Genomic DNA, 15987 nt, shown 5'->3' with positions numbered 1-15987 from the left:
GGCAAGTCGCTCCACGACCGCCGCCGCATGCCTCGTTAGAGGCCCTCAGCTCAGCAGGCGCTCGGGATCGGCGTCCAGCTTGGCCAGCGCGTTGCGGGTGGCCTTGACGGTGAGCGCCTCGTCCTGAGCCGGCAGCAGCAGGCCAGCCTGCAGGAAGGCCGCCAGACGGCTCTGCTGGAACAGCACCCCACGCCCCTTGGACGTAACGAAGAGGATGAGGTGGTGTCGCAGGCCGCGCCAGGCCAGCTGCACGGGCTCGTTGCGGCCCCGGTAGTCCAGCATGTACCAGGAGCCCACCTGCAGCTCCTGCGCCCAGGCCAGCATGGCCGCCGACGGCGGCGCGCCCCCTTCGGCCACCACCTCCAGGTCCTCGGACTCGTGGGTGGAGAGATCGCGCATCAGCGTCTCATCCAGCTCTCCGCCCGCGGTGTCAGGCAGCATGGCCTCCAGCGTCTCCAGCTGGCTCATCAGCTCTTCCAGCCGGTCCGGCGGGATGGTGGCGGTCTTGGCGGTGAAGGCCGCGGCCAGGGAGTTGTTCAGGGCGCGGATCTGTTCGTCCTGCTTCTGGGCGGACAGGCCGGCGTGGCCCATGCCCTCGCGCAGGACCTTCAGGAGTGGCGGGAGACGCCGGATGACCTCGGCACGCTCCTCGCGCGACACCTTGGCCGTGGCGGACCAGATGAGGTCGGCCGCGGCGCGCTTCATCTGCTTGGTCACGTCGGCCTGGGCGCCGGCCCGCACGGCGGTCACCGCCAGCACATCGGCCCAGGTCTGGAACAGGAAGTCGCGCACGCCGTCCTGCACGGGCACCTGGTTGAGCATCTTGCGCAGCTCGATGGTGTACTGGATGGCCAGGGTCTCCCGCTGCTCCACCTGCTGAGCCAGGGAAACGCCCTTGATGCTGGCGCTGTTCTCCTGCTCGAAGTAGTGGGCCAGGAACTTCTCGAACTCGGTCAGCACCGTCTGGAAGACGCGGCGACCGGTGTCGGGATAGGCCTCCACCACCTGCACCACACGCTTGATCTCACGCTCCACGGCCTCGCTGACATCGCCGCCGGCCGAGGTATTGAACCCCATCACGCAGGCGCCCATGCGGTCGATCAGGCGGCGCGCGGGGTGGTCGGTCGTCGCGAAGAAATCAGGCTCGCTGATGGCCACGCGCAGCACCGGCATCTGCAGCCGGGCAAACCACACACGGACGGTCGCGGGGATGCGCTCCTCGGTGAGGATGGACTGGAACAGCAGGGCCACAACCTCGATGGTGGCGCGCTCGGCCGGGGTGTCCGCGGCCTGCTTGAGCACCTGCTTGACGGCCAGGTTGCGGGCCTTGAGCTCCTCGAGCTGCTGGGGCAGCGGCACCTCGCGCACCGAGGCTCCGGTGCTGGGCGACACGCTGGCGGTACCGCCCGTGCTGCCCGCGCCGGCAGGCATCCCCTGGGGCTGCGCGCGATGGCGCAGCATTTCCTGGGCATGGTTGATGGCGGCATGCAGACGGCCGGTCAGGGTGACCGGGCCGGCACGCTCGCCGCGTGGATCGACGGGCTGAGCCTGGGCCTGGGCAGTGCTCCCCTGCGGCGCCGAACCCGGCGGCGCCATGCCTGGCACCTGGCGATTCAGCACCCGCTGCAGCTGCGCCATCACCTGCTCGGCCGAGCTGCGCACCGCTGACTTCACCGGGCCCGCGCCTGCCGCGCCTGCCGCTGCCGCCGAGGGCGCCTGGGCGTCGCGCAGCGCGGCCATGCCGCCATTCGGGGGCAGCCCGTCGGGCAGGGCACCCATGCCACGGGCGTACAGGGTGGTCGGGGCAAAAGCCGGATCCTGGGAGGCGTCGACGGGAGCCGGCGTGCTGCGGCTGCCTGCCGTGCGGCGGATATAGGGCCGCAGGTCGACCTCCGGCAAGACGCCCTGCTGCATCAGCCAGTCATTGGTCTCGTGGTAGGCCTCCAGCAGCAGATGCGACATCTCCTCGTGCAGAGGGGTGAGGAAAAGCTGCCATTCCGTACGCGTGAGACCACTGGCGTACCAACAATCAAGGACAAGCCGGGCCAGGGCCTGTGCGCGGAGCAAATCGTTCGTCGCGAGATCCTCATGCCCTTCGAGCAGGAGCATGCGGGTGCGCAGGTCGTTGAACTCCCAGGTGGCCTTGTCCATCATGGCCAGGGCCAGGCGGGAGGCGGTGATCTGGCGTTCGATGGTGTCGTCGTCGACCAGACTGAGGCTGGCACTTCCACTGACCGTCACATGGTCTGGCACACCCTGGGTGGACGCCGAGCGCACGGCGTCGCGCAGCATGCTCAGCCACACCACGCCGCGGCGCTGCCAAAGGCCGACGCAGTCGCGGCGGGACACGCTCACCGCATGTTCCGCCGGTTGCAGCAGCAGCTGTGCGCCCGCCTCATGGAGCGCGGCCCCGGCCGCGGCAACGCCGCGCACCAGGGCCTCGCTGAAGACGCGCCGTGCCTGGGCCGCCTGGGCTTGCCGGCGCGGATCAGTGCCGCTCATGGGCCAGGGAACAGGGAGTCGACCATGCGGACGACTCTACACCACCGCTCCGGCGTTCGGATCGTCCGGATCTTCCTTGGTAGAGGAACCGACCTTGACAAGATCCTCACGCTTCACACCCAGCCACATGGCGATGGCTGCGGCCACGAACACGGAGGAATAGATGCCGAAGCAGATGCCGATGGTCAGCGCCACGGCGAAGTACTTCAGGGTGGGGCCACCGAACAGCAGCATGGACAGCACCATCAGCTGCGTGCAGCCGTGGGTGATGAAGGTGCGGCTCATGGTGGAGGTGATGGCGTGGTCGATCACCTCGTGCGTCGTCAGCTTGCGGTACTTGCGGAAGGCCTCGCGCACCCGGTCGAAGATCACCACCGACTCGTTCACCGAATAGCCCAGCACCGCCAGCACGGCCGCCAGCACGGAGAGCGAGAACTCCCACTGGAAGAAGGCGAAGAAGCCCAGGATGATCACGACGTCATGCAGATTGGCGATGATGCCGGCCACGGCGAACTTCCACTCGAAGCGGAAGGCCAGGTAGATCATGATGCCGACGACGGTCATGGCCAGGGCCTTGCCGGCATCGGCGGCCAGCTCGGCGCCTACCGAGGGACCCACCACTTCGCTGCGCGAGAGCTTGACCGGCTCGGCATTGGCCGCGGTGGTGCAGACGTCCTTCTCGATGGCCTCGCCCTTGTCGGAGACCGTCTGGCGCTTGGAGACCTGCCCCTGCTCGGCGGCACACAGCTCGGCGAAGACCTTCTCGACGACCTTGTCCTGCTTGATGGCCTTGTGGGGCGGCATCTTGATCATCACGTCGTGCGAGGTGCCGAACTTCTGCACCGTCACCTCACCGAAGCCCATGTGCTCGACCGTGGTCCGGGTCTTCTCGATGTCCGCGCTCTGCGCGTAGGCCACCTCGACGACGGTACCGCCGGTGAACTCGATGGAGTAGTGCAGGTTCCGCGTGAAGAGGAAGAAGACCGCCGCGGCAAAGGTGAGGAAGGAAATCGCGTTGAAGACCAACGCGTGCTTCATGAACGGGATGTCCCGCTTGATTCGGAAGAGTTCCATGTCGGATTCCTGTCAGGGGGTCAGGCCTTGCCTTCGGTCAATTCGACGCCATCGGGGGAGGCGCTGCCGGGTTCGGCAGCCGGCTTCCACACCTGGCCCACGGAGAGGGACTTCAGCTTCTTCTGACGGCCATACCAGAGGTTGACCAGGGCGCGCGAGAACATCACCGAGGAGAACATGGAAGTCATGATGCCCAGGCAGTGCACCACGGCAAAGCCGCGCACGGCGCCCGAGCCGAAGGCCAGCAGGGCCAGACCCGCGATCAGCGTGGTGACGTTGGAGTCCAGGATGGTGGCCCAGGCCCGCTCATAGCCGGCGAAGATGGCCGCCTGCGGCGAGGCACCGCTGCGCAGCTCCTCGCGGACCCGCTCGTTGATCAGCACGTTGGAGTCGATGGCCATGCCCAGCACCAGGGCGATGGCGGCCATGCCCGGCAGAGACAGCGTGGCCTGCAGCATGGACAGCACGGCCACCAGCATCAGCAGGTTGAAGCCCAGCGCCAGCGTGGAGAACACGCCGAAGAGCATGTAGTAGAGGCACATGAACAGCGCCACCGCGGCAAAGCCCCAGGCCACGCTGTGCATGCCCTTGGCGATGTTCTCGGCACCCAGGGTCGGGCCGATGGTGCGTTCCTCGATGACTTCCATCGGCGCGGCCAGACCGCCGGCACGCAGCAGCAGGGCCAGATCGGTGGCGTTCTCGGTGGAGCCCATGCCGGTGATCTGGAAGTCGGCGCTCAGCTCGCTGTTGATGCGGGCCACGGTGAGCACCTCGCCCTTGCCCTTCTCGAACAGGATGGCGGCCATGTAGTTGCCCACGTTGGCACGCGACATCTCCTTCATCTGGCGACCGCCCTTGGCATCCAGCCGGACGGACACGGCGGGCTGGTGGTTCTCGTCCTGGCGGGGTTGGGCGTCGGTCAGCATGTCGCCGGTGACGATGGCCTCCTTGTGCACGATCACCGGGGCCCCACGGCCCACGCCGAAGCGTTCGCGGCCGAAGGGCACGGGGCCGGTGCCGGCCAGCGCTGCCTGGGCCTCGGCCGACATGTCGGCCAGACGGAACTCCAGGTTGGCCGTGCGCCCGATGATGTCCTTGGCCTTGGCCGTGTCCTGCACGCCCGGCAGCTGCACGATGACGCGGTCCAGGCCCTGCTGCTGGATCACCGGCTCGGCCACGCCCAGTTCGTTGACCCGGTTCTGCAGGGTGGTGATGTTCTGCTTGAGGGCGGCTTCCTGCACCGCCACCAGGGATTGCGGCTTGAAGCTGCCGCGCAGGCTCAGCTCGCTGCCTTCGCCCTGGGCCAGCCACTGGATGTCTGGCAGCTTGTCGGACAGCAGGGCCAGGGCGGCCGTGCGGGTCTCGGCCTCGCGGAAGGCGATGACGAGGTCATTGCCGTCCTTGCTGATGCCGGCATGACGCAGGTTCTTCTCGCGCAGCATGCTGCGGGCATCACCGACCAGGGACTCGACCTTCTTGGCGATGGCCGCCTTCATGTCCACCTGCATCAGGAAGTGCACGCCGCCGCGCAGGTCCAGGCCCAGGTACATGGGGAAGGCATGCAGGCTCTTGAGCCACTCCGGCGAGCGCGAGACCAGGTTCAGCGCCACGATGTAGGAGGGATCAGCCAGATCGGCATTGATCGCCTTGTTGATGGCGTCCTTGGCCTTGAGCTGGGTGTCGGTGTCATTGAAGCGGGCCCGCACGGAGTTGCCCTCGAAGGCCACCGTGTCTGCCTTGACGCCGGCCGACTGGATGGCGGCCTCGACACGGGCGACCATGCCCGCGTCCAGCTTGACCGTGGCCTTGCCACTGGAGACCTGCACCGCCGGCGCTTCGCCGAAGAAATTGGGCAGGGTGTAGATCAGACCGATCAGCAGCGCCACGAGCAGCAGCGCGTACTTCCACAAGGGATAACGGTTCATGGAGGCATCCTCAGGAGGTCTGGACCAGACCTGGGCTCTTGCCCTGAAATGAGGCCCGGCACCGCTGGGCGCGGCCCGGGCTCGATGAGTGATGAGCAGCCCCTGAACAGCAGGGCTGCCAGGCTTTCTTACTTGACCGAGCCCTTGGGCAGGACCTGGACCACGGCCGAGCGCTGCACCTTGATCTCGACGCCGCTGGCGACTTCCAGGTTCACGAAGTTCTCGTCCAGCTTGGCCACCTTGCCCAGCAGGCCGCCGCTGGTGACGACGTCATCGCCCTTGGCCAGGGCCTCGATCATGGCCTTGTGCTCCTTCTGACGCTTCATCTGGGGACGAATCATCACGAAATACAGCACGACGAACATCAGCACCAGGGGCAACATGCCCATGAGGCTGGACTCGGGGCCTTGGGCTGCCGGAGCGGCGGTCTGGGCAAAAGCAGTAGAAATGAACACGGTCTGAACCCTCTAGGAATGGCCCATGGGCGCAGCAGCGCCATCATGGACGGATCGCGGATTGTATGCGGCAGCCTGCGCTGCCCGCCTTGGGGCCAGCCCCGCCCTGCCGCGGCTTCGGCGGCAGCGAAGGCGACTGCACGGGCACGCTGGCCGGCTCAGCCACCCATCTGGGGTTGACAGGGCGATTCTCAACGAATATTCTGCAAATATATTTCAACAGGAGATTGCTCGATGAGTTCCCGCCCCCTGCCTCAATGGCGCGGCATCTTCCCCGCCGTGACGACCAAGTTCGATGCCGACGAGAACCTGGACGTCCCGGCCATGGAGCGCCACTTCGAGTTCCTCATCGCCAATGGGGTTGATGGTCTCGTGACTGGCGGCTCCCTGGGCGAGGCCAGCACCCTGACGCTGGAAGAGAAGCTGCAGGTGGCCGAGATCGCCGTGAAGGTGTCCGCCGGCCGCGTGCCGGTGCTGGCCAATGTCTCGGAGACCAGCACCCGCGAGGCGCTGCGCTATGTGGACGGCGCCAACAAGATTGGCGTGCAGGGCCTGATGCTCATGCCCGCGGTGATCTACGTAGCCGACGCCCGCGAAGCCATGGCCAATGTGCGCACCATCGCCAACGCCGCCCAGCTGCCCACCATGGTCTACAACAACCCGGTGGCCTACCGCGTGGACCTGACGCCGGACAACTTCGTCGAGCTGGCTGACTGCGAATGGCTGGTCGCCATCAAGGAATCGACCGACAACATCCGCCGCCTGACCGACCTGCGCAATGCCCTGGGCACCCGCTACCAGCTCTTCATCGGCGTGGACGACCTCAGCTTCGAAGGCCTGGCACTGGGCTGCGACGGCCTGCTGGCCGGCCTGTGCACCTCCTTCCCGGCCGAGACCGTGGCGCTGTACCGCCTGATGCAGGCCAAGCGCTACGACGAAGCCCTGAAGCTCTACCAGTGGTTCACCCCCCTGCTGCACCTGGATGTCTCGACCAAGCTGGTCCAGAACCTCAAGCTGGTCGAGGCCATGGTGGGCGTGGGCAACGAGCACGTGCGCCGCCCCCGCCTGCCCCTGGTCGGTGCCGAGCGCGAGCGCGTGCAGGCCATCATCCAGAAGGGCCTGGACACCCGTCCGGACCTGCGCCAGTTCTTCTGAGCCCCCTGGCTGTAGCCATTTCGCGTAATCAGGCATAGCCAGACGGGCATCTGCTGCGAAGATGCGGGAATGAACGCAACAACGTCCTCCCCCATCCCGCACGAGGCGGGCGACGATGCCATCGACAAGCGCCGCGTGGCCGACCAGGCCTATGACGCCATCGAGAACCTCATCGCCACGCTGGCCCTGAAGCCCGGGGCGCCCATCGTCGAGGCCGAGCTGATCGAGCGCATCGGCCTGGGCCGCACGCCCACCCGCGAGGCCCTGATGCGCCTGGTCGCCAACGGCCTGATCGTGCAGCTGCCGCGCCGCGGCCTGCTGGTCAGCGACATCCAGCTGGCCCAGCACCTGGACCTGCTGGAGGCGCGCCGGGCGCTGGAGCGGCTGATCGCCAGCACCAGTGCCCGCCGCGCAACGCCGCCACAGCGCGAGGCCCTGCTCGGCTGCGCCGCCGAAATGACCACCGCCGCCGCCGCCGGGGACCTGAGCGCCTATTTGCAGGCGGACCAGGCCCTGGACCATGTCAACCACGCCGCCTGCCGCAACCAGGCTGCCGTCGCTGCCGTGATCCCCATGGTGATCCAGTGCCGACGCTTCTGGACCGCCTACCAGCACCAGGGCGACATGAGCGAAGGCGCGCGCTGCCACCAGCTGCTCGCCGAAGCCATCGCCCAGGGGCAGAGCGAGGCGGCCGCGGCGGCGGCGGACCAATTGATGGATTACCTGCGGCAGTTCGCGCAGCAGGTGATCGCCTGAGCCCATTCCCTTCCTCATGAACCCGATCACGCCGACCCGCATCATCGACTCCCACACCGGCGGCGAGCCGACCCGCACCATCGTTGCCGGCGGTCCGGACCTCGGCCGCGGCTCCATGGCCGAGCGCCTGCTGCGCCTTCGCACCGAGCACGACGCCTGGCGCCGCGCCCTGATGAACGAGCCGCGCGGCTCGGATGTCCTGGTCGGCGCCCTGCTCTGCGAGCCGGTCGATCCGGCCTGCACGGCAGGCGTGATCTTCTTCAACAACGTCGGCTACCTGGGCATGTGCGGCCACGGCAGCATCGGCCTGATCGCCACCCTGGCCTATATGGGCCGCATTCAGCCCGGCGCGCATCGCATCGAAACGCCGGTGGGCGAGATCACCGCCACCCTGCACGAGGATGGCTCCGTGAGCATCGCCAACGTGCCGGCCTACCGCCTGGCCCGGCAGGTGCCGGTGCAGGTCGGCGGCCGGCGCCTGCACGGCGACATCGCCTGGGGCGGCAACTGGTTCTTCCTCTGCGACGACCATGGGCAAGACCTGACCCCGGGACAGGCGCAGATGCTCACCGCCTTCTCCGAGCAGATCCGCCTGGCCCTGCAGGCCCAGGGCATCACGGGGGCGGACGGCGCCGAGATCGACCACATCGAGCTGATCGGCCCGCCGGCCGACCCGGCCAACCACGGCCGCAACTTCGTGCTGTGCCCCGGCAGCGCCTATGACCGCTCCCCCTGTGGCACCGGTACCAGTGCCAAGCTGGCCTGCCTCGCCGCCGAGGGCAAGCTCGCACCGGGCGCCCTGTGGCGCCAGGAAAGCGTGATCGGCAGCGTCTTCGAGGGCCGCTACCTGCCCGCGCCCGACGGCGCGGCTGGTCACATCCTGCCCACCATCACCGGGCGTGCCTATGTCAACCTGGACGCTCAACTGATCATCCAGCCCGGCGATCCCTTCGCCTGGGGCATCCCCCGCTGAGCCGCCCGCCATGCTGCAGGCCGATGTGCTGATCATCGGTGCCGGCATCGTCGGCGCCGCCTGTGCACGCGAGTTCGCGCGGCGTGGGCTGTCCGTCGCCGTGGTCGAGCAGTCGGCACCGGGCGGCGGCGCCACGGCGGCCTCCATGGGCCACCTGCTGGTGGTCGATGCCGAGGGCGCCAGCGACGACCACGAGTACCGGCTCTCGCGCCGCTCCATGCAGCTGTGGGGCCAATGGCTGGCCGAATCGGGCGAGCATGAGCACGTGTCCGAGTTCCAGCGCTGCGGCACGCTGTGGCTGGCCGCGGACGACGAGGAATGGCAACTCGCCCAGCGCAAGGCGTGCTGGCTGCAGTCCCAGGGCATGAACGCCGAGCTGCTGGACGCGCAGGCCCTGCGCCAGCTCGAGCCGCTGCTGCACCACCGCCTGGTCGGCGCCCTGCGCGTGCCGGCCGACGGGCGCGTCTACCCGCCCAAGGTCGTGCAACGCTGGCTGGATGAATCGCGCGCCACGCTGATCCGCGGTGAGGTCCGCGACCTGCGGCCCGGCCGCGTGCGCCTGCAGGACGGCCGCCTCTTCAGCGCCGCCATGGTGGTGCTGTGCGGCGGCCTGGCCAGCCAGCGCTTCCTGCCTGCCGGCAGTCTGCTGCCCAAGAAGGGCCAGCTGGCCATCACGCAGGCCCGCGAGCAGCGCCTGCGCCACCAGCTGGTCGAGCTGGGCTACATCAAGAAGGCCCATCTGGTGGACGAGGACACCGTGTCCTTCAACGTCCAGCCGCGCCCTGCCGGTCAGTGGCTCATCGGCTCCTCGCGCCAGATCGGCCGCGAGGATCGCGAGATCGATCTCCCCATGCTGCGCCGCATGCTGACCTGCGCTGCAGACTACCTCCCTTCCCTGCCTCAGCAGAGCCTGCTGCGCTGCTGGAGCGGCATCCGCCCCGCCAGCGCCGATGGCCAGCCGCTGATCGGCGCCCACCCCACGCTGCGCAACACCTGGGTGGCCTGCGGGCACGAGGGCCTGGGCATCACGACCTCGCTGGCCAGCGCGGAGCTGGTGGCGGACCTCAGCCTGGCACAGCCCGCAGGCCTGGATGCCCGCCCCTACGACCCGGCGCGCTTCTGCATCGCCCTTCCCGCATGAAGACCCTCACCCTGCACATCAACGGCCACGCGCGTGCGGTACCTGCCGGCATCACCGTCGCGTCGGCCCTGCGCCGCTGCGATGTCACCCTCTTCGGGCAGACCGTCTACGGCAGCTCGCGCGACGTGTTCTGCGGCATGGGCCAGTGCCAGGCCTGCCGGGTGCGCATCGATGGCCAGGACGAGAGCCTGGCCTGCATGCGCCTGGTCGCCGAAGGCATGCGGGTGGAGACCCAGGCATGAGCTCGTTTCAGGCGCCCCATCTCGTGATCGGCAGCGGCCCGGCCGGCCTGGCTGCGGTGCAGACCTTGCTGAAGGCCGATGCCGAGGTGCTGTGGCTGGACAACCAGGCCCAGGCCGGTGGCCAGATCTGGCGCGGCGGCCCGGCAGCGCAGGACGCCCAGGCGCGGCGCCTGGCACCCGTGCTGCCGCAGCTGCTGGCAAGTCCACGCCTTCGCTTCCTGCCCGGGCACATGGCCGTCGGCACCACCCCGGAAGGCGGGATCCTGGCCCAGGACATGAGTGGCGGCCGTCTCAAGCAGCTGCGGGGCGACAAGACCCTGCTGGCACTGGGCGCGCGCGAACTGCATGTGCCGGTGCCAGGCTGGGACCTACCTGGCGTCACCGGGGCGGGCGGCCTGCAGGCGCTGGTCAAGGGCGGCTGGCCGGTCGCAGGCAAACGCATGATGCTGGCCGGCAGCGGCCCGCTGCTGCTGGCCACCGCCAAGACACTGCAGGAGGCCGGCGCCACCCTGAGTGGCATCATCGAGCTGCGCGCCTGGCAAGACCTGACCCTCTTCGCCAGTCGGCTGAACCTGGCGCAATGGCAGCAGGCCCTGGCCCTGCGCTGGCAGCTACGTCGCGTGCCCTACCGGATCGGCGTGCAGGTGGTGCGAGTGCTGGGCCAGTCCCGCGTTGAAGGGGTGCGGCTGAGCGACGGCCTGCGCGAATGGGACGAGCCTTGCGAGGCCCTGGGCCTGGGCTTCGGTCTCCTCCCCAACAGCGAGCTCGCCGCCATGCTGGGCTGCGACACCGGCCCTGACGGCCGCATCGTGGTCGACACCGGCCTGCTCAGCAGCCGGCCGGGCGTCTACGCCGCGGGCGAGTGCACGGGCATCGGGGGCATGGGCAAGGCCTGGATCGAAGGCCAGCTGGCGGCGCTGTCCATGCTCGGCAAGGACATCCCGGGCGCCCTGACTCGCGCACATGCCGGGGCCCTGGCCTTCTCGCAGCGACTGGCCCGCCACTTCGGCCCGACGCCGGCCCAGTGGGCCCGTTGCACGCCGGAGGTGCGCGTATGCCGCTGCGAGGGTGTGCGTTTGCGCGAACTCCAGCCTCATCCAGGCTGGCGCGAGGCCAAGCTGCAGACCCGCTGCGGCATGGGCGCCTGCCAGGGCCGGATCTGCGGGCCGATCAGCCAGCAGCTGCTGGGCTGGCCCGAGGCGCACCCCCAGCGCGGCGTGCGTTTCCCGCTGCAGCCGCTGCCGATCGCAAGCCTGCTGGACGAGCGCTGACCCGGCCGGTCAGCGCTTGGGCGCCTCGATGCGCACCAGCTGGAAATGCACCAGCTTGCCCCGCTGCTGCAGGGAGACGATGCGGTAGGCCTCGGGCTTGCCCGCCTTGAAGAGCAGGCCACCCTTCTCGGGCTTGTCGTCGTCGCAGCCCAGGATCTTGTCGTCCTTCTTGCCGCCACCGCTGTTCTGGCTGCAGTCCAGCACGGGGCCGTACTTGGCGAGCGCGTCCTTGTAGAAGCGGCTGACGGTCTCCAGGCTGTCCTCGCTGGAGAACTTGGTCACCACCAGCTTGAAGCCGAAGGTGCCGCCCCACAGGCCCATGGTCAGGGAAGCGAGGTCGTCCTTCTTGTCGTACTGAGGCTGGGCGCCGGGATAGGCCGGCAGGCCCACATCGGCCGGCGTGGCCTGCTGCTTGAACTCGATGCCGGCGCTGAAGCCGTTGGAGCTGGCCGTGCGGGAGGCCTTGTCCGCCTGCGCCAGCGCGGCTGGTGCCGCCATCAGCAGCGGGGCCGAAAGCAGCAGCGCGGCGGCGAGGGAAGGCGAGAAGCGCTTGTTCATGGGGCATCTCCTGGACAGATGTTGAAACTTGCGTCCAGGATAGCCAGCCGCCCCACGCGCCCGCCAGGGGCTGGCGACAGGCTGCATGAGCGCGGTCCCCAGCGGAACGGGGTGCAGATGAAAGGCGGAGCGCGGCCAGTGGCGGGCCTGCGCCGGATCAGGCGGGCTTCCTCGCCGCGCCCAGATACGTTTCGATCACGCGGGCGTCCCGGGCCAGCTCGGCCGCAGGGCCCTGGAGGGCGATCTCGCCGGTCTCCAGCACATAGCCATAGTCCGCCACCTCCAGCGCAGCACGGGCGTTCTGCTCGATCAGCAGGATGCTCACGCCCGCGTCGCGCAGCTGGGCCACGATGCGGAAGATCTCCTTCACGATCAGCGGCGCCAGGCCCAGGCTGGGCTCATCCAGCATCAGCAGCTTGGGGCGGGACATCAGTGCGCGACCCACGGCCAGCATCTGGCGCTCGCCGCCCGAGAGCGTGCCGGCCAGCTGCTCGCGCCGCTCCTTGAGCCGAGGGAAGATCTGGTAGACACGCTCCAGCTCCTCGCGCCAGTCGCGCTGGCCCAGGCGCATGGGGCGGAAGCCGCCCAGCACGAGGTTGTCCTGCACGCTCATGGTGGTGAAGAGCTCGCGCTTCTCGGGGACCAGGGCCAGCCCCCTCATCACGCGGTCCTCCAGGCCGCTGGCGGCCAGATCCTCGCCGTCGAAGACCACCTGGCCGCGTGAGGGCAGCACGCCCATCAGCGCGTTGAGCGTGGTGCTCTTGCCCGCACCATTGGGGCCGATCACCGTGACCACCTGGCCCTGGGCCAGGTCCAGGTCCAGGCCGCTGAGGACCTCGGCGCGGCCGTAGCCGGCATGCAGTCCGCGCACTTGCAGCAATTGCGTCATGGTCTCTCTCCTGCGCGGGTTCAGTGCTCGGTGCCCAGGTAGGCGGCACGCACGATGGGGCTGTCCTGGACTTCCTGCGGCGTGCCCTCGATCAGCTTGGTGCCAAACTCCATCACCACCAGGCGGTCGGTCAGGCCCATCACGAATTCCATGTCGTGCTCCACCAGCAGGATGCTCAGGCCCTCGTCCTGCAACTGGCGCAGCACGGCGGCCAGGGCCTGCTTCTCCTTGTGACGCAGGCCGGCAGCGGGCTCGTCCAGCAGCAGCAGCGAGGGATCGCTGCACAGCGCGCGGGCAATCTCCATCAGGCGCTGAGGCCCCAGGGCAAGGTTGCCCGCAAGCTCATGCATCTGCTCCGCCATGCCGATACGGCGCAGCTGAGCCTCGGCCTCCGCGAAGAGTTGGCGCTCCTCGGCCGCGTTGAGCCTCAGCATGCTGCGCACCAGGCCCGCCCGGCTGCGTAGGTAGCCGCCCAGGGCGACGTTCTCCAGCACCGTCATGTCCGCGATCATCTTCACATGCTGGAAGGTGCGGGACATGCCCCGCTCGGCGATCTGGCGCGAGCCAAGGCCTGCCACGGACTGCCCGCGGAATTGCACCCGCCCGCTCGTGGCCGACAGCACGCCGCTGATCAGATTGAAGGTGGTGGACTTGCCCGCGCCATTGGGGCCGATCAGGCCGATGATCTCGCCCGCGCGGATCTGGAAGCTGACGTCATTGACCGCCACCAGTCCGCCAAACTGCTTGCGGATCCGGTCCACGTCCAGCAACAGCTCGCCGCGCCTGGGCTTGTCACGCGCCGGCAGCGCCGTGGCGCCGTCCCAGTTCCTGAGCCGGGCTCGCGTGGGATGGCGTCGCTGCCAGGCCGCCTGCACGAAGGGCCACAGCCCCTTGGGTGCGTACTTCAGCATGAGCACCAGGATCACGCCCAGCACGATGATCTCGAAATTGCCATTGCTGCCCAGCAGGCGCGGCAGCAGCTCCTTCAGCTGGTCTTCCAGCAGCTTGACCACGCCGGCGCCCACGAAGGCGCCCGGCACCGTAGCAATGCCGCCGACCACCGCCATGAAGAGGTACTCGATGCCCATCTTCAGCGCGAAGGGGCTGGGGTTCACCGTGCGCTGGAAATGAGCGAACAACCAGCCCGACAGCGAGGCCAGCAGGGCCGCCAGCACGAAGACGCTGAGCTTGTAGCGGAAGGTCGAGACGCCCATGGCCTCGGCCATGGTGGTGGCGCCATTGAGGGCGCGGATGGCACGGCCGGGGCGCGAATCCAGCAGGTGTTTGACACCCAGCGCCGCCAGCAGCGCGCACAGCCAGATCAGCACATACATGGCCCGTCCGCTGGCCAGGGAGACAGAGCCCAGCTCCAGCGCGGGCAGCCCCAGCAGGCCGTCGTACTTGCCCAGGAACTCGGTATTGGCGATCAGGTAGTTGAGACTCAGTGCCCAGGCGATGGTGGCCAGCGGCAGGTAGTGCCCGGACATGCGCAGGGTCAACAGGCCCAGCAGCAGGGCGACCGCCGCCGTGATGGCCAGGCCCGCAAAGAGGCCCAGCCACGGTGACATCCCATACCGCGTGGACAGCAGGGCCGTGGTGTAGGCCCCCAGGCCCACGAAGGCCGCCTGGCCGAATGACGTCAAGCCGCCGACCCCTGTCAGCAGCACCAGGCCCAGCGCGACGAGCGCGAACATGCCGATGTAGTTGAGCTGCGTGATCCAGAATTCCGGCACCGGCAGGGCTGGCAGCAGAAAGAACAGCAGCAAGGCGAGGGCGGGAAGAACTTTGCTTTGCGACATGGCGGCCCCCTGCTCAGTGCTCTTCGCCATGCGGGTCGCGCAGGGAGCGCCACAGCAGCACAGGCAGGATGAAGGTGAAGACGATGACTTCCTTGTAGGCGCTGGCCCAGAAGGAGCTGAAGGACTCGAGCAGGCCCACCAGCACGGCGCCCAGCGCCGCGCCCGGATAGCTCGCCAGCCCGGCGAACACGGCGGCCACGAAGCCCTTGAGGCCGATGAGGAAGCCGCTGTCATAGAAGATGGTGGTCGTGGGGCTGATCAGCAGCCCCGACAGCGCGCCGATGAAGGCCGCCAGCGTGAAGGCCTGCTGGCCCGCCGCCGTGCTGGAGATGCCCATCAAGCGCGCCCCCAGGCGGTTCACCGCCGTGGCGCGCAAGGCCTTGCCGCGCAGGCTGTGCTCGAAGAACAGCCACAGGGCGCTGATCAGAGCCAGCGCCGCCGCCATGATGATCACGGTCTGGCCAGAGAGGCTCAGCGCACCGGCTGAGAAGTTGGCGTCCCAGAACGCCGGATTGCGGGAGCCCTCCGCGCCGAAGAACACGAGGCCCAGGCCGGTCAGCGCGAAATGCACGCCCACGGACACGATCAGCAGGACCAGCACCGAGGCATCAGCCAGCGACTGGTAGGCCAAGCGATAGATCTGGGCCCCCATGGGCGTCACGATGGCCAGGCTCAAGGCGGCCTGTACCGGCAGGGGCCATTGGCGCGGTGCCGCCCACAAGGCCAGCAAGCCGATCAGCAGGCCGGGCAGTGCCTGCACCAGGACCCTTAGCAAACCACGCCTCCCTTGCCCGCCGCGCCAGGCCGCCCAGCCATCCAGCAGGGCCACCAGCGCGGTCATCACCAGCAGGAAGTGCGCCGTCGCCGGCGTCTGGCCCTGCTGCAAGGCCGCCAGGGTCAGGGCGCCAAAGGCCACGAATTCACCCTGCGGGATGAAGATCACCCGTGTCACCGCAAAGACCAGCACTGTGGCCAGGGCCAGCAGCGCGTAGATGGCGCCGTTGGTGAGCCCGTCCAGCGCGAGAATGCCTGCAATCGTGAAATCCATGGACACCGCCTCTTGTTGCGGCCCACTCTAAACAATGCGCCTGACACGGCGCTTCGTGGCAACGCGCATTGACAAGGCTCAAGAAATAGTCCGACCGGTCGGTAGGCGAATTCCCGCACCGGATTTACCGCACTTAGCGCCGACATTGACGCCGCACAGACATTCCTGCGGGCCCACTCGGCGTTCCAGACACCCAATA

14 protein-coding genes are annotated in these 15987 nt (G+C 68.5%); 6 read left to right on the top strand and 8 right to left on the bottom strand.

What is annotated here, in order from left to right; translation table 11 throughout:
- Positions 1-45: 45 nt before the first annotated feature.
- From ABDJ40_RS02785 to yajC, 4 genes are all read right to left on the bottom strand, one after another.
- On the bottom strand, positions 46-2502 hold the full coding sequence (locus ABDJ40_RS02785) for a DUF1631 family protein (protein WP_347605759.1): 2457 nt from the start codon (positions 2500-2502) through the stop codon (positions 46-48).
- A 36-nt stretch (positions 2503-2538) separates the two neighbouring features.
- Entirely contained in the window at positions 2539-3576 is a 1038-nt protein-coding gene (gene secF / locus ABDJ40_RS02780; protein WP_269631972.1) for a protein translocase subunit SecF, read from the bottom strand.
- Between the two features lie 20 nt (positions 3577-3596).
- The gene (gene secD, locus ABDJ40_RS02775) at positions 3597-5501 is read right to left on the bottom strand and encodes a protein translocase subunit SecD (protein ID WP_269631973.1); all 1905 of its coding nucleotides are present in this window, start codon (positions 5499-5501) and stop codon (positions 3597-3599) included.
- Positions 5502-5629: 128 nt separating this feature from the next.
- Entirely contained in the window at positions 5630-5956 is a 327-nt protein-coding gene (gene yajC, locus ABDJ40_RS02770) for a preprotein translocase subunit YajC (RefSeq protein WP_269631974.1), read from the bottom strand.
- Positions 5957-6190: 234 nt separating this feature from the next.
- Between yajC and ABDJ40_RS02765 the strand changes: the two genes are divergently transcribed.
- The 6 genes from ABDJ40_RS02765 (at position 6191) to ABDJ40_RS02740 (ending at position 11494) form a co-directional block, all read left to right on the top strand.
- Positions 6191-7111, top strand: a complete 921-nt coding sequence (locus ABDJ40_RS02765; RefSeq protein ID WP_347605754.1) for a dihydrodipicolinate synthase family protein — start codon at positions 6191-6193, stop codon at positions 7109-7111.
- A gap of 69 nt (positions 7112-7180) precedes the next feature.
- The gene (locus ABDJ40_RS02760; RefSeq protein WP_269631976.1) at positions 7181-7867 is read left to right on the top strand and encodes a GntR family transcriptional regulator; all 687 of its coding nucleotides are present in this window, start codon (positions 7181-7183) and stop codon (positions 7865-7867) included.
- Positions 7868-7883: 16 nt separating this feature from the next.
- The gene (locus tag ABDJ40_RS02755; RefSeq protein WP_347605751.1) at positions 7884-8840 is read left to right on the top strand and encodes a 4-hydroxyproline epimerase; all 957 of its coding nucleotides are present in this window, start codon (positions 7884-7886) and stop codon (positions 8838-8840) included.
- A 10-nt stretch (positions 8841-8850) separates the two neighbouring features.
- Positions 8851-9981 (top strand): NAD(P)/FAD-dependent oxidoreductase, encoded by a 1131-nt coding sequence (locus tag ABDJ40_RS02750; RefSeq protein ID WP_347605748.1) that lies wholly within the window; start codon positions 8851-8853, stop codon positions 9979-9981.
- The gene (locus tag ABDJ40_RS02745; protein WP_347605745.1) at positions 9978-10223 is read left to right on the top strand and encodes a (2Fe-2S)-binding protein; all 246 of its coding nucleotides are present in this window, start codon (positions 9978-9980) and stop codon (positions 10221-10223) included. Before ABDJ40_RS02750 ends, ABDJ40_RS02745 begins: the two co-directional genes overlap by 4 nt.
- On the top strand, positions 10220-11494 hold the full coding sequence (locus ABDJ40_RS02740) for an FAD-dependent oxidoreductase (protein ID WP_347605742.1): 1275 nt from the start codon (positions 10220-10222) through the stop codon (positions 11492-11494). Before ABDJ40_RS02745 ends, ABDJ40_RS02740 begins: the two co-directional genes overlap by 4 nt.
- A 9-nt stretch (positions 11495-11503) precedes the next feature.
- Here the strand turns inward: ABDJ40_RS02740 and ABDJ40_RS02735 are convergent, their stop codons facing one another.
- The 4 genes from ABDJ40_RS02735 to ABDJ40_RS02720 all read right to left on the bottom strand — a co-directional run bounded on the left by ABDJ40_RS02735 (position 11504) and on the right by ABDJ40_RS02720 (position 15788).
- Positions 11504-12052, bottom strand: coding sequence for a hypothetical protein (locus ABDJ40_RS02735; protein WP_347605739.1), 549 nt, complete (start codon positions 12050-12052; stop codon positions 11504-11506).
- 157 nt (positions 12053-12209) lie between these two features.
- The gene (locus tag ABDJ40_RS02730; protein WP_347605736.1) at positions 12210-12941 is read right to left on the bottom strand and encodes an ABC transporter ATP-binding protein; all 732 of its coding nucleotides are present in this window, start codon (positions 12939-12941) and stop codon (positions 12210-12212) included.
- A 20-nt stretch (positions 12942-12961) separates the two neighbouring features.
- Complete coding sequence (locus ABDJ40_RS02725; protein ID WP_347605733.1) at positions 12962-14740, bottom strand: branched-chain amino acid ABC transporter ATP-binding protein/permease; 1779 nt, start codon at positions 14738-14740, stop codon at positions 12962-12964.
- Positions 14741-14753: 13 nt separating this feature from the next.
- Positions 14754-15788: a branched-chain amino acid ABC transporter permease gene (locus tag ABDJ40_RS02720; RefSeq protein WP_269631984.1), complete on the bottom strand. Its 1035-nt coding sequence runs from the start codon at positions 15786-15788 to the stop codon at positions 14754-14756.
- Positions 15789-15987 lie beyond the last annotated feature (199 nt).

The sequence above is a fragment of the Roseateles flavus genome, from assembly GCF_039872765.1.
GTDB lineage: Bacteria > Pseudomonadota > Gammaproteobacteria > Burkholderiales > Burkholderiaceae_C > Roseateles_B > Roseateles_B flavus.
The sequence above is the reverse complement of the archived record's forward strand: the minus strand, read 5'-3'. Positions and strand labels throughout refer to the sequence as shown.